The organism is Actinoalloteichus hoggarensis, from assembly GCF_002234535.1.
Classification (GTDB): domain Bacteria; phylum Actinomycetota; class Actinomycetes; order Mycobacteriales; family Pseudonocardiaceae; genus Actinoalloteichus_A; species Actinoalloteichus_A hoggarensis.
In genome coordinates this window covers 5,809,166-5,823,300 of sequence record NZ_CP022521.1, presented here as the reverse complement: position 1 = coordinate 5,823,300, position 14,135 = coordinate 5,809,166, and the positions used below count along the sequence as shown (strand labels likewise).

General features: G+C 71.2%; 10 protein-coding genes. 5 read left to right on the top strand and 5 right to left on the bottom strand.

Translation table 11 applies throughout. The annotated features are described in order from the left end of the window. Window positions 1–71: 71 nt before the first annotated feature. Window positions 72–1,124: a rhamnose ABC transporter substrate-binding protein gene (rhaS, locus tag AHOG_RS24775; RefSeq protein WP_245856431.1), complete on the top strand. Its 1,053-nt coding sequence runs from the start codon at window positions 72–74 to the stop codon at window positions 1,122–1,124. 280 nt (window positions 1,125–1,404) lie between these two features. On the opposite strand, the gene AHOG_RS24770 is transcribed toward rhaS, so the two are convergent. Continuing rightward, window positions 1,405–3,081, bottom strand: a complete 1,677-nt coding sequence (locus tag AHOG_RS24770; RefSeq protein ID WP_157737031.1) for a tachylectin-related carbohydrate-binding protein — start codon at window positions 3,079–3,081, stop codon at window positions 1,405–1,407. 573 nt (window positions 3,082–3,654) lie between these two features. Between AHOG_RS24770 and AHOG_RS24765 the strand changes: the two genes are divergently transcribed. Continuing rightward, window positions 3,655–4,530, top strand: a complete 876-nt coding sequence (locus tag AHOG_RS24765; protein ID WP_093944788.1) for an ABC transporter ATP-binding protein — start codon at window positions 3,655–3,657, stop codon at window positions 4,528–4,530. Window positions 4,531–4,811: 281 nt separating this feature from the next. Beyond that, window positions 4,812–5,648 carry a hypothetical protein gene (locus AHOG_RS24760; protein WP_093943459.1) on the top strand — a complete coding sequence of 279 codons (837 nt, stop codon included), beginning with the start codon at window positions 4,812–4,814 and terminating at the stop codon, window positions 5,646–5,648. Between the two features lie 392 nt (window positions 5,649–6,040). Here the strand turns inward: AHOG_RS24760 and AHOG_RS24755 are convergent, their stop codons facing one another. The 4 genes from AHOG_RS24755 to AHOG_RS24740 all read right to left on the bottom strand — a co-directional run bounded on the left by AHOG_RS24755 (window position 6,041) and on the right by AHOG_RS24740 (window position 11,546). Then, a complete protein-coding gene (locus AHOG_RS24755; RefSeq protein ID WP_093943458.1) occupies window positions 6,041–6,709 on the bottom strand; it encodes a hypothetical protein in 669 nt (222 codons plus the stop codon). Between the two features lie 513 nt (window positions 6,710–7,222). Beyond that, window positions 7,223–8,005, bottom strand: coding sequence for a TIGR03089 family protein (locus AHOG_RS24750; protein ID WP_093943457.1), 783 nt, complete (start codon window positions 8,003–8,005; stop codon window positions 7,223–7,225). 41 nt (window positions 8,006–8,046) lie between these two features. After that, window positions 8,047–9,282, bottom strand: a complete 1,236-nt coding sequence (locus AHOG_RS24745; protein ID WP_245856430.1) for an LCP family protein — start codon at window positions 9,280–9,282, stop codon at window positions 8,047–8,049. 674 nt (window positions 9,283–9,956) lie between these two features. Beyond that, on the bottom strand, window positions 9,957–11,546 hold the full coding sequence (locus AHOG_RS24740; protein ID WP_093944786.1) for an LCP family protein: 1,590 nt from the start codon (window positions 11,544–11,546) through the stop codon (window positions 9,957–9,959). Window positions 11,547–11,960: 414 nt separating this feature from the next. Between AHOG_RS24740 and rfbB the strand changes: the two genes are divergently transcribed. Next, window positions 11,961–12,962 (top strand): dTDP-glucose 4,6-dehydratase, encoded by a 1,002-nt coding sequence (rfbB, locus tag AHOG_RS24735; protein ID WP_093943456.1) that lies wholly within the window; start codon window positions 11,961–11,963, stop codon window positions 12,960–12,962. Further along, the gene (gene rfbD, locus AHOG_RS24730; RefSeq protein WP_093943455.1) at window positions 12,959–13,891 is read left to right on the top strand and encodes a dTDP-4-dehydrorhamnose reductase; all 933 of its coding nucleotides are present in this window, start codon (window positions 12,959–12,961) and stop codon (window positions 13,889–13,891) included. The genes rfbB and rfbD overlap by 4 nt, the downstream gene beginning before the upstream one ends. Window positions 13,892–14,135 lie beyond the last annotated feature (244 nt).

The following is a 14,135-nucleotide window of genomic DNA, read 5'->3' as shown; positions in this document are numbered from 1 at the left end:
TACGGCGAGTCCGGGCCCGACGACCGACCGAAAGGCACGACATGACCTCCTCAGTGGCGCGGAACCGTCTCGTGACGGCGACCGCAGTGCTCGGTGCCACGCTCCTGCTCACCTCGGCCTGCGGCGGCACCACGCGGGGCGACGAGGCCGCGGACTCGGGCGACGGCCCGAGGACGACCGGCGAGGCGAACCCCGACGCGGAGATCCCGGCGGGCCTCACCGTGACCTTCCTGCCCAAGCAGCTCAACAACCCCTACTTCGGCGTCGCCGACGGCGGCGGCGAGGAGGCCGTCGCCGAGTTCGACGGCGAGTTCAGCGAGGTCGGCCCGTCGGAGGCCAGCGCGTCGTCCCAGGTCAGCTACATCAACACCCTCACGCAGCAGGGCGTGGACGTCATCGCCACCTCGGCGAACGACCCGAACGCGATCTGCGGGGCGCTGAACCAGGCGCGGGAGGGCGGCGCCAGCGTCGTCACCTTCGACTCCGACACCGACCCCGGCTGCCGGGACGTGTTCATCAACCAGGCCTCCGCCGAGGGCATCAGCTCCACCCAGGTGGACATGCTGGTCGAGGAGATCGGCGAGTCCGGGCAGGTGGCGTTCCTGTCGGCGACGGCGAACGCGACGAACCAGAACCTCTGGATCGAGCTGATGGAGGAGCGGCTCGCCGAGGAGTATCCCGACATCGAGGTCGTCGCCACCGTCTACGGCGACGACGAGGACGAGAAGTCGTTCCAGGAGACGCAGGGCCTCCTCCAGACCCACGGCGACCTCGACGCGATCATCTCGCCGACCACCGTCGGTCTCGCGGCTGCCGCCCGTTACCTGTCCGGTTCGGAGTTCCAGGGCGAGGTCACGTTGACCGGGCTCGGGACGCCCAACCAGATGCGGGCCTTCATCGAGGACGGCACCGTCGAGCGGTTCGCCCTGTGGAACCCGGCGGACCTCGGCTACCTGGCCGCCTACGCGGGTGCCGCCCTGTCGGCCGGTCAGATCGTCGGCGCCGAGGGCGACACCTTCACCGCCGGGCGTCTCGGCGAGTACACGGTGGGCGCCGACGGCGAGATCGTGTTGGGTGATCCCACGGTGTTCACCAGCGAGAACATCGACGAGTTCGACTTCTGAGTCTCTGCCTGCCTGCCCCGCCGGGCCGGGTCGCGTCGGGGTGCCCCGCCGGGCCCGGCCTCGGTGTGTCGGGGCCAGGGTGCCGGGCGGAGGGCCGACACGGGGTCGGTTGCGTCGCGTCGCGCGTCGCGCGGCGGGCGGCCGCCGGTCGTGCGGCGGACCCTGACCTTGTTCCGGCGCAGCCCCGTTGCACCCGAGGCTGCGGGCGGACGTCGATCCGCACGCTCGATCGACGTCCGCCCCTCGCAGCGCTCGCGGACTCAGGCGAGTCCTGTGCCGGTCAACGCACCTCGGTCAGCTCCACCGGGCCGCCGTCGAACTCGGTCAGCGGCTCGTCGGTCTCCTCGTCGGCAGCAGACACCGGCTCCGACGCGACGCCGATCGCGTCGGGGTAGGCCGAGCGGAACACGTACAGCTCGTCGGCGAGATCGAGGAAGCTGATCAGCAGATAGCCCGCTGCATTGCGCAGGACCGCCGCATCAGTCGACGTTCGATAGACCATCCCCGTGCGTCGATCGATCAGCTGGGTCCACTCGCCGTACCGAGAGTCGTCGAGAGCGTCTTGGACGGCGACGTAGAGGTAGTCGTCCGCGCCCCGTGCGACAAGGGTCGTCCGATCGCCCGCCCGGACGATCGCCGCCGGGCTGCCGACGAACTCTTGATCTCCGACAGACGACCATCCCGCGGAGAGCGTCGATTCCCGCAGCTCATGGATACGATCGTCGGCGCCGCGCGCGAGGAGCCGCCACTGACCCGCCGAGTCGATGGTCAGGCTCGCGCTGCCCTCGAATCCGTGTCCGGGCAGCGTGGTCCACGTGATCGCAGTCCCGTCCTCGGCGGTGACGAGGTGGAAGCTGCCCTGATCGTCTCGGACCACGACATGGATCTGATCACCTTCGGCCACGACGGTGAGATCGGAGGTCAGTTCAGCGCCGCCGAGCGGCCACCAGCGAACCTTCGCGCCCGGTGCGGGGTGCTGTTCGCGGTGGAGCAGCCGGCCGTCCTCGGTCACGGCGAAGGCGGTCACCGTTCCGTCCGTCGTCTCGACGAGCTGCGCGGGCCCCGGCGTCCAGCCGCCGAGCGGAGAGAAGTCGCCCCAGTCCCCGTCGACACGTGATGCGCCCCAGATCGAGGAGTCTCGGTGCTGGGCCACGAGGGAGGTCTCGCCGTTCGAGCGCTGGACCGCCGAGGGATGCGCCGCGAACCGTGCATCACGGCCCAGCGGGGTGTATCCGAAGCGTGTCGGATCACTGGGGCTGCTCTGCCACGCCTCGAACAGCCTGCCGGACGACTCGGTGAAGTACAGCCGCATCAGGCCGTCTGCGTCCTCGGTCGGTGTGAGGGACCGGGAGCGATCACTATCCGGCACGGTGCTCCGGGGCAGGTCCGAGAAGTCGTACGTGCACACCGCCCCGTCCGCGGTGATGTGCTCGAATCCAGACCAGCCCGTTCCCACCACCGTGCGGTGGTTCTCGCCGGGCTCCCAGTCCTCGATCTCGCGATCCCAACGGTGTCGGACGAGATCTCCGCTCTCCTCGTCCACTCCGTATACCAGGTCCGCGCCGATGGAGAACAGATGCGAATAGTCCCATCCGTGTCCGGCGGGCTGTGCGTATTCCAGCCAGCGTTGGGACGAATGGTGGTACTGGAAACGGAGAAGAGTGGAATCTGGTCGTTGTGCGTACAGCACGCCTTCGCCGCCCGCGAAGATCCGGTCGTATTGATCCCATCCGGTGTCGATGACGTCACCGAGAATCGGCCAGCTGTCGTCGCGCCGATTCAGCAGCGACGTGGTCAGCGCACCGTCTCCGTCGACGGCGAAGATCAGGCCTTGGTCGTCTGCGGTGATGTGATCCCGGCTCTCGGAGCCGGACCAGTGATCCCAACCCTGCTCGGCCACGACGCGATACCGGAGACCGTTCGGGTTCGGCCGCCAGGCTCGACCGTCCAGCTCCATGTAGCGAAGCTGGCCGTTCGGATAGGCCTGGAGGACGCCGCCGTCCGGTAGTCCGCTGCTCGAGCAGTCGGATGGAGCGGTCAGGGCTCTGCGCGAACAGATTCGCGACAGGCAGGCAGGACCGTGCGCCTGCGTCGTCGTCGATCGAGCTCTGTGCGGCGGCCGGTGTGGACACGAGAGTCGTGGCGCCGAGAACGAAGAAGAGGGTGAGTGCCGAGGTCGATATCCTCGACATCCTGACTGAGTGCACGACGTTGCTCCTTGTGGGTGTGCACGGCGAACTGATGTTCGTCTTCTCCGGGAGTCTCGCAGAGAATGATCGATGTCACCGAGTAACATTACTTTGGAGTGAAAGGTGATTTCCTCACCGGCGTCGTGTGTCGATTCTGTCTCGATCCATTGTGCTATTCGGCCTGGCTGCCGTGTCGAATGAGAGACAGCGACGAGTTTCGGTTCGGCGGTTGCACGGAGACGGCTGCGGGAGGCGCCAGGTCCCACTCTCCCACCGCGGGCACGTGCGGCTCGTCACCGATTCCGGACATCGCGGTCGCCGTCGCCCGCTATCGTGACCGCGTGCTGTCTGTGCGTGGCCTGACCAAGGTCTACGGTGGGCGCCGCGTCGTGGACGATGTCAGCTTCGAGCTGCGGCCCGGCACGGTGACCGCCTTCCTCGGTCCCAACGGGGCCGGGAAGTCCACCACTCTCCGGATGATCAGCGGGTTGACGATCCCGGATGCCGGGGAGGCCTTCGTCGCGGGCAGGCCGTTCACCCGCTGGCCCAACCCGGCCCACGTGGCGGGTGTCCTGCTGGACGCGGCCGCGGTGCATCCCGGGCGGACCGGGCGCGGGCACCTGCGTAACGCGGCGTTGCTGGCGGGGCTGCCCACCCGGCGAGTGGACGAGGTGCTCTCGCTCGTCGGGCTCGGGGACGCGGGTGGGAAGCGCATCGCCGCCTACAGCCTGGGGATGCGCCAGCGGCTCGGCATGGCGCAGGCCCTGCTGACGAACCCGCCGATGCTGATCCTCGACGAGCCGATCAACGGCCTGGACCCGGAGGGCATCCGCTCGGTTCGGCAGCTGCTGCGCGGCTACGCCGAGCGCGGCGGCACGGCGCTGCTGTCCAGCCATGTGCTGTCCGAAGTGGACCAGACGGCCGACCGGGTGCTGGTGATCGGCTCCGGTCGGATCGTGGCGGACGGTCCGCTGAGCGAGCTGACGACGTCGCATCGTTCGCTCGTCCGAGCCCCGGACATGAATCGGCTGGCGTCGGTGCTCGCGGCCGCGGGCATCGCGGTCCAGCCTGCCGCGAACGGTCATCTCGCCGCCCACGCCTCGGTGGACCGCGTCTCCGAGATCACGTTCAACGCGGGCGTCCGCCTGCTCGGGCTCGCCCAGGAGAGCATCGACCTGGAGGACCTGTTCTTCCGCCTGACCGGGGAGAGTGCCTGATGACCGGCCCTGCCACCCAGCCGCCCGGCCCGCCCGGATACCCGGCTCAGCACGTCCCGCACGGGCAGTACGGCCCGACGGGACCGGGACCGGGACCGGGACCGGGACCGAGACCGGGGGCAGGCCCAGGACTGTACGGTCCGTCCGCGCAGCAGGGGGGGTCGCCTCCCCACGGTGCGCCGGGACCGGCGGGCGGGTCGGTCGGCACCGTCGTGCCGCCCCAGTCGAGCCCGCCCTACGGACACCCCGCCGGATCGCCTGCCCCACAACCGGGCGGCCCGATGTGGTCCGCCGGGGCGCAGCCGAACCCGGCCGGGCCGCAGCAGCACGGCCCGGCCGTCGGGACGGGCCCCGCCACCGGGGCCGCCCCGGAGTGGGCGGGCCGCGCCGCGAGACGGACCGGGTTCCTCACCCTCGTCCACGTCGAGCTCCGCAAGCTGGTGGGCACCCGGTCGGACCGCGTCGTGCTGCTGCTCGCGCCCGTGCTGTTCTTCGGCGTGATGGTGTTCGTCGTGAGCATCGATCCGCGCATGTACGGCGCGTTCGAGCAGATGATCCCGTTCTACGCGGCCGCGCAGATCGGCCAGCTTCTCCTCCATGCCGCGCTGATCAAGCTGGTCGCGGGGGAGTGGCAGTACAAGAGCGTGCAGCCCACGCTGCTCATGCAGTCGTCGCGGCTGCGCTATCTCCTCGCCCAGGGCTCGGTGCTCGGCCTGGTGTGGCTGGTGACCACCGCCGCGTCGTTCCTCGCCTTACCGCTGATCGTCGAGGCGGCGGTCACGCCGGCGAACTTCACCTACCTCCTCGGACACCGGCTGCCCTGGGTGCTGGGTGTGATCGCCGTCGGGCTCGGCCAGGCGCTCATCGCCTCATTGGCGATCGCGCTGCTGGTGCCGAACACCGCGGGCGCCCTGGTCGCCTACTTCCTGCTGATGCCCTCGCTGGCCATCGCCCAGCTCGCGCTGCCCGACGTCTTCGGCTGGTTCGCACCGCTGGAGCTGGCCCGCTTCATGATCACCCCGGACGCGGACATCGTGCCCGGCATCGTGTCCGGTGTCGTCTGGGTGAGCCTGTTCGCCATCGGCGTCGTCCAGCTGACCCAGCGCGACGCGGGGTGAGATCGCCTCGGTCGTGGTGGGCGCGTACGCACCCGAGGCCCTGACGCCGTCGGCCCCACGATCGCCGTCGGCCCCACGACGAGGAGCCTGCTCCGACGTCCTGGCGGCGCCAGACGGGCCGATGGCGGGGCGGCTCCCGACGTGGTCCGGCGGCCGGCCGCGTGGCGCCGCCGAGGCGGGCACGGCCCTCGACGTCGTCGGGCCGCCGGTGTCCCGACGCTGTGCGGCCGCCGACATGGTGCGGACTCGCCCACGCGGAACGCCTGCCCGGCAACCGGCCGACGAGGTGACGCCCTGGGATGCACGCCGGCTCCGCAGGCGCCCCGGCTCGCTTGCACCGGGCCCAGCCGGAGCGCCTCGCCGAATGCCCCCGACCATGCGACCCCGGCCCGTCAGCCCGTCGTCCGCCTGCTGCCGCCGTCGGGATCAAGCGTGGCCACCAGGATGTCGGCCATCTCCTCGGCCCGGGAGCAGTAGTCGGCGACGAGCTGGTCGACCGGGTAGTCCCGGTCCAACAGGTTCAGCCGGTCGCTCTCCTCGCGCGGGATGGCGGCGGTGACCTGGAACGGGCCCTCGTATCCGGTGTGCACGGCCGTGGTGCACTCATTGCCCACCGAGCCGGCCTCGTAGGTCACCGTGTAGTAGCGGTCCTGGAGGATCCAGCGCCGGAAATGGTCGGAGTAGACGCCCTCGCCCCGCCAGGTGTCCTCGAAGTAGCGTCGTTGCGATTCGCGGCCGGTGGGCCTGGTCTGGCTGAGGAACACGGTGCCCCAGCTCTCGGAGATCGAGCAGCCGGCGTAGACGCCCTGGGAGGTCATCGGCTCGCCCTCCAGGCCCAGATCGCTGAACACGCCGGGAGGGAGGCTCTCACAGGTGTTGTCGAAGATCGGCCCGAGTTCCGTCTGGAAGTCGAGGTTGTCGTAGGCCACCAGGCTCTCGTCCAGCACGGCGCCGGAACCCGTGCCCATCGGCGGCTCCGGCGGGGTGACGCAGCCTGCGGCGAACAGGCCCACGGTGAGGAGCCCGAGGGCGCCGACGAGTCTGCTGTGGAGGAGTGACACGTTCGAACCCCCTGGGTCGACAGCGCTGCCTGCGATTCGGCGAGTGCGCGACGGACGAGTCGCGGATCGGCGAGCCCGTGCGACCCCTCGGCTGGGCGGGCACGCCGGGCGACACCGCAGTCTAGGGGGCGGGGGCCGATCGCAGCGGGCTTTCTCCCAGACGGCCCGCGTATCTCCGGTGCTCGCCGTCCCCACGGTCGAGTGCCCCTTGCCGGGGATCGGATACCCGCGCCGGATGGGCGAATCCCGCCGGGCAGCATGACCTCGATGACGGCGAAAGGGCGACCAGGACGGCGGCTCGCTCACCGAGGTGAGGCAGCGCGGTGCTCGCTACGGCGGCCCGCGCGCCTGCGGAGCGCCGCCCGCCGCATCGGGAGTCGCGCAGACCGATCAGGACAGCCCACCCGGAGCCGGCGACCCCGGTGAGCCAGGGCCGAGCCGCAGCCCGCACATCTCCTACGGCCGCCGATGGCGAGCAGGGCCCGCCGTGCCTGGACGGGCCCGTGCCGCCGCTCAGCCCGCCGGTTCCTCGTCCAGCACCCGCGTCACCCGCTCCGTCTCGCGGCGGGCCGCGAGCTTCGCCGGGTCGGCTCGATGGCACTGGACCAGCGACGCCCCGGACACCAGCACCGGCAGCAGACTCGCGGCCACGCCGTCGGGAACCGACCAGTCCAGCGTGGACAGCACCCGATCCGTCGAGCCGATACCCAGCTCGGCGGCGCGGGCGCGGGCCGAGGCGAGCACCGTGTCGACGTCGAAGCCTGCCAGCGCCGGCGCGTCGCCCGCCACCGGCTCCCAGACGGTGAAGTCGTCGCCGTGGACGCGGATCTCCGACGTGTAGTCCACGAGTCCGGCCCCCGCGTCGGCGGGCAGCCGCACCGGCGCCCCGAGGGCGTCCAGACCGACGAGGGCGACGGTGCGCGCGCCGAGCCGGTCCAGCACCTCCGCGGGGGCGGTCGCCGTCTCGGCGGCGCCGTGGACGCCCGCCACCTCCGTCGCCGGGATGAGGGCCACCTCGGCACCGGCGGACTCCGCGCGGACCTCCGCGCCGCACCACCACGCGCCCAGCAGCACACCGAGCGTCTGCCAGTGCGCGGGCAGCCGCACGGCGACCGGCATTCCCGGCTCGACGTCGAGTTCGTCGCGCAGCCAGTTGGCGGTCTTGGCGGCCCAGTTCGCCACCGTCGCCGAGGACAGCTCGATGCGATGCCCGGCCGCGTCGTCGTAGAACGTGATCAGCGGCCGGGCCCCGCCTGCGGCGAGCAGTGGGCGGAGCAGCGTCTCGGTGACACTCATCGGCGTCCTCGTCGGGCCGGGCCGCGCGAGCGGCGAAGCGGTCAGTTCACGCAGGGCACCCCGCCCGCGGTGATCGGCTCGCCGGTGTCCGGGGGCTGCGTCCGCACCATACTTCCGGTGCCCGTCGCCGCCGCGGCGGCCGGGGCGAGCGCGGGCGCGCCCGGGCCCGCCATGCCGACCTGCTCCTCCCCGTCCGGCTCGCCGTCCTGCCGCGTCAGCTCCTCGACGAAGTCGCGGACCTCCTGCCGATCGACGGTCACGATGCTCTGGCCTCGATCGTTGCGCAGGCCGACGCCGGTGACCGGGATCGTCACGAAGGAGACGTCCCCGCCCGCGACGCCCTGGAGCTGACGGGCGAACACCAGTGGATCGAGTGCGTCGTCGAGCACGACGGACGACTGCATCGCGTCCAACAGGTCATGAAGTCTGCCGGGATCGGTGAGGGTTCCGGTGGAGAGGACCTGATCGACCAGGGCGGCCAGGAACACCTGCTGGCGCACGATCCGATCGAGATCGCCGCCGGGCAGGTTGCGCTGCCGCACGAACGACAGCGCGTCGCCGCCGGAGATGGTCTGATAGCCGCTCGCGAAGTTCGCTCCGGAGTCGCTGTCGCTGGTCGCGCGGTTCAGGCAGACCTCGACCCCGCCGATGGCCTCGGTGAACAGGTAGAAGCCGTAGAGGCTGATCTCGGCGTAGTGGTCGATGCGAGCCCCGGTCAGGTCGCCTACCGCGCCGATCAGTGCACGGCGGCCCGCGTCGTCGGACTCACGCGCGATCCGCTCCGGATCGGTCACCCCCTCGGCCCGCAGCTCCCTGGCGCGCTGCGTCTTCATCAGCCCCAACGCACCGTTGATCTTCTCCTCGCCGAGGCCCGGCACCGGCACGGAGGTGTCGCGGGGAATGGAGATCGCGTAAGCGGCGCTGCCGTCGTCGGGGATGCGCAACATGATGATCGTGTCGGTGTTCAGCCCGACCTCGGCCTCCGTGCGCAGCTGTCGGAGCACGTGCTCCGGCAGCGGACGCCCGTGAGCGTCGGTGCGGCTGTCCGTGCCCACCAGCAGGATGTCGGTGGCGGTGTCCTCCACCGGAGGCGGTGGTGGCGCCGAGGAGTCGGCGGAGGGCGGGGGCTCCGGGGCGATCGAGAACTCGTCGAGGTCGCGCAAAACGGTGGTGGTGTTGATGCTGTCCTGAACCTGATTGAACCGGGTCCAGACGTAGCCGGTCAATCCGAGGACCGCCACCGACACCAGCGCGGTGACCGAGCGCCCGCCTGCCAACAGGAGGCGCCCTGCCGCGCCGCGGCCGCGCCGGGGCCTGGAGGCCGAGACGGATAAGTCGTTCCCCGGGGCGGGGCGGGGCGACACCGCGGACTCCCCGCCTTCGGGCGGTGCGGCGTCCTCGCCGGTGTCGGCGGGAGCGGCGTCGGACGCGGCGTCCGACGCACGAGGCTGCTCACGGCCGCGCGGGGCGGACTGCTCCTCGGTGGACCGCCCCCGATCCGTCTCGTCCGAAGGCGACGGCTCGGGCCCGTGCCCCGCACCGTCGACGCCCTCTTGTTCGTGCGACATGAACACCCCCGACGTACCGAACCTGCGTTTCCAGGCTAACCGGCGGCTCCGACCTCCGGAGCGGTGTTCGCCGAGGCGAGACACGCGCCTCAACAGCGGTGTGCGGATCGGACGCGCCTCGGCCGGGCGCCCGCCGTCACTGACCGGGCTCCTCGGCGTGTCCCGACGGGGCGGCCGACGAGGCCGACTCCGTGCCGGACCGGTGCGATCGGTAGCCGGCGCCGCCCACGGAGCCCGGTCACTCGTTCGTGAGGACCGCGGGGCGGGAGACCGCGGGGCGGGACGCCGGGGCCCGTGGGGTGCGACACCGCGGGAGTCCCAGACACGGACAGGCCCGGCCGAGACGCTGCCCGGCCGGGCCTGTCGTGGTGCTCCGTCCGCGCCTAGTGGACGCAGACCACGCCGTCCGCCGTGATCTGCCCCTCCTCCGACTCGCCGGTGGAGCCGTCCGTGCCGTCGTCCACGCTCGTCAGCGGGCGCGGCCCGATGTTGGACATGCCGGCGGTGTAGTCCTCGCCGAGGAACACCGAGACGCTGCCCGCGGGCAGGTTGACGTCCTCCTCGATGACCAGGCCGCCGAGCGCGTCGGCCACCGACTGGGCGTTGGCCTGCTCTCCCGCGGCATGCCGGACCACGGAGGCCGCCCGCGGGTTGGCGTTGTCGACCGTCCCCTCCAGATAGCCCGCGCCGGTCAGCTCCGCCATCACCTGGGCGGCGAGACCGGGCGTTCCCGCCGCGTTGCGCACCGCGACGGTGATCGACGAGGGGTCGGGGCCGTCACCGGGCCTCCCGACGTTGTCGGCGGGGTCGGGCTCGTCGGCGGGCACCCCGCCCAGCTCCGCCATGAACTGCTGGACGGTCGCCGGATCCACCTCGATGACGTCCTGGCCGATCGAGTCCTTGATGAACGCCCCGACGGGAATCGTGTCGAACTCCATGTCACCGCCCGCGATGTGCTGAGCGTGCTCCAGGAACGTCGGGATGTCGAAGCCGTTGTCGAGCACCACGCTGCTCTGCACGGCGTCGATCAACTCGCCGAGCCGGGCGGGGTTGGTCAGGGTGTCCGAGGACAGCACCTTGCGGGCCAGGCCGGCCATGAAGACCTGCTGGCGGACCACTCGATCGAGGTCGCTGTTGGGCAGCCCGTACCGCTGCCGGACGAAGCGCAGCGCGTCGACGTCGGAGATCGTCTGCACGCCCGCGTCGAACTTCGCACCGGAGCGGAACTCGTCGACGGGTTCGAGCAGACAGACCTCGACACCGCCGATGGCCTTGGTGATCTCGGCGAATCCGAGCAGGTTCACCTCGGCGTAGTGGTCGATCCTGACGCCGGTGAACTCCTCCAGGGTCTGGACGAGCAGCTGGCGGCCCTCGGCGGACGCCTCCTGGTGGAGCTGGCGTTCATCGGTGACGCCCTGCGCCCGCAGCGATTCCTCGGCGGCCCGCTTGCCGAAGCCGAAGGCCGCGTTCACCTTGTGCATGCCGTAGCCCGGTACGTTGACGTAGCTGTCGCGGGGAATCGACACGGCCGAGGCCGCGTCGCCGCCCGGTGGGATACGCACCATGATCAGGGTGTCGGTGAGGTCGCCGCCCTCGTCGTCGCTCGCGCCCAGCGAGGCCAGGACGTCGGCGGGCAGCATGTTGCCGTGGGCGTCGGTTCGGCTGTCGTTGCCGACCAACAGAATGTCCATGCCGTCTTCCAACGGGTTCGGCCCCTGCTGCCTGCCGTTGTCCCGATGGCCGAAGACGTCGCTGGTGACCAGCCCCGAGCCCAGATCGCGGTAGGTGGCCCAGGAGTAGCCGGTCACGCTCATGATCATGACCGAGAACAGGGCGATCGCGGTCTTCGCGGCGCCGAGCGCCACTCGAGACCCTGTTCCGCGCCTCGGCTTCTCCGCCGGTTCCAGCGGCTCGGGCTCGTCCGCGTAGAGGGGGGCGTGCTCGGTACGGGCGATGGGCTGCGTCGGCTGCATCGACATGGGCGGCCGACGACGGGGTTCCGCACTCGATCGCGACTGGCGCGATCGGGCGGCACTCGGACCCCCCGCGCCGCCGGCCTCGTCCTCAGAACGCCGACGGCCGCGTCCACGGTCGTCGGCTGGCCGTCGCCCTCCAGGCGGCCGGTCATGCACGGGCGGCTCCTCCCTACACGCGCGCCGGACCTCGGTCGCGCTCCCCGACTGTCAGGTAGTGCCGGTCATCCGTCGCTCAGGCTAATCCGATGCCGCGAATGCCGATGGATGTCCCGCTACCCCGGTAAGACGCACATTGTGCCCTTGTGGTTGGTCACCGGCACGGGTTTCTTCGGTCTCGTTCGTGACACACTGCGACACGGCTGCGGCGACTCATGATCGCCTCCGCGGGTCTACGAGGATGAGGCAGGTTCGATGCGACTTCTGGTGACCGGGGGAGCCGGGTTCATCGGCTCCCATTACGTACGGCAGTTGATCGGCGGCGCGTATCCCGCCTTCGCCGACGCGGAGGTGGTGGTTCTCGATCGACTGACCTATGCGGGCAGTCGGTCGAACCTGGCCTCCGTGGCGGACGACCCGAGGCTGCGCTTCGTCCATGGTGACATCTGCGACGCGGCTCTGGTCGGCGAGCTGATGACGAACACCCAGGTGGTGGTCCATTTCGCTGCGGAATCCCACGTAGACCGCTCGATCGAGGGCGGGGCCGAGTTCGTCAGGACCAACGTGCTGGGCACGCAGACGCTGCTTCAGTCCGCCCTCGACGCGGGCGTGGAGCGGTTCGTCCACGTGTCCACCGACGAGGTCTACGGCTCCATCGACGAGGGCTCCTGGGACGAGGACCGACCCCTGGAGCCGAACTCTCCGTACTCCGCCTCCAAGGCAGGCTCGGACCTGCTCGCCCGTGCCTACCATCGCACGCACGGGCTTCCCGTCTGCGTGACTCGGTGCTCGAACAACTACGGACCGTTTCAGTTTCCCGAGAAGGTCATTCCTTTGTTTGTGACCAATCTCATGGACGGGCATCCTGTCCCCCTCTATGGTGACGGCCAGAACATTCGTGACTGGCTGCACGTGGACGATCACTGTCGTGGAATCCAACTCGTCGCCGAGGGCGGCAGGCCCGGTGAGGTCTACAACATCGGCGGCGGCACCGAGCTGACCAATCTGGAACTGACCGAGCTCCTGCTGAGCGCGATGGACGCCGAATGGTCGATGGTCGAGCGCGTTCCGGACCGGAAAGGCCATGATCGTCGCTATTCCGTCGCCATCGACAAGATCTCCACCGAACTCGGCTATGCGCCGGCCGTCTCGTTCGAGCACGGCCTCGCCGAGACGGTGCGCTGGTACCGGGAGAACCGGGGCTGGTGGGAGCCGTTGAAGGCCCGCGCCGCCCTTGATCGGAGCAGCGCGGGATGACCGGACTCGCACTGCTGATCCCCGGCGGCCGCGGCCAGCTCGGCACGGACCTGGTGCGCCGGGGCAGGGACGTCGTCGGAGCGGCCGGCATCGTGCACGGCCTCGGCTCCGCGGAACTGGACATCACCGACGCGGCCTCGGTCGACGCGGCGGTGGCGCGCCTGGCCGCGTCGGCCGCCGAGGCGGGCGTTCGGCCGGTGGCGATCAACGCGGCGGCCTACACGGCCGTCGACGCGGCCGAGACCGACGAGGCCGCGGCGATGCGGGTGAATCGGGACGGGCCCGCGCGGCTCGCCGACGCCTGCGCGGCCCACGACGTCGCGCTGGTGCACGTCTCCACCGACTACGTCTTCCCCGGCGACGCCGACCGGCCGTACGAGCCGTCCGATCCGACCGGACCGAGGTCGGCCTACGGTCGCACCAAGCTCGCGGGTGAACGGGCCGTCCTGGACCGCTGTCCGCGGGCCTGGGTGGTCCGGACCGCCTGGGTGTACGGGGCCGCCGGGGGCAACTTCGTCAAGACCATGATCCGTCTGGAGGCCGGCCGCGAACGGCTCTCGGTGGTCGACGACCAGGTCGGCTCGCCCACCTGGACCGGCGATCTCGCGGACGGACTGATCGAACTCGCCGGGCGCCTGGCGGCGGGACGCCCGCCCGCCCGACGGGTGTTGCACTGCACCAACGGGGGACAGGCCAGCTGGTTCGAGTTCGCCAGGGCGGTGTTCGCCGAGATCGGCGCGGACCCGACGCGAATCGACGCCTGCACCACGGCGGACTTCCCCCGCCCCGCGCCCCGTCCCGCCTACTCGGTCCTCTCCGGCAGTGCGTGGGCGGGCGAGGGGCTGACCCCGCTGCCTCCGTGGCGGCAGGCGCTGTCCGCCGCCTTCCGCGAGCAGTCCGCGGAGCTGCGGGGCGGGCAGGCCGGCTGAGTCCGGCCACTCCTGTCCGACCCCCCGGGGTTCGGCCGTCGCCGCCCGGCCGGATGCCGGACACCACCGAGTCGGGAGGCCCCCCGCCCGTTCCCGGCCGGGGGCGTCTCGGCGACGACGGCCACCATGCCGCCCGAACGCCGCGGTCGTCGCCGTCTCCGCCCGCCCACCGCCGGATACCCGGCTTCTCCGGGGGCGAGGCGGTGCGCTCAACCTCGGCGCGGCCGGCTGTCGGCCGGACGTG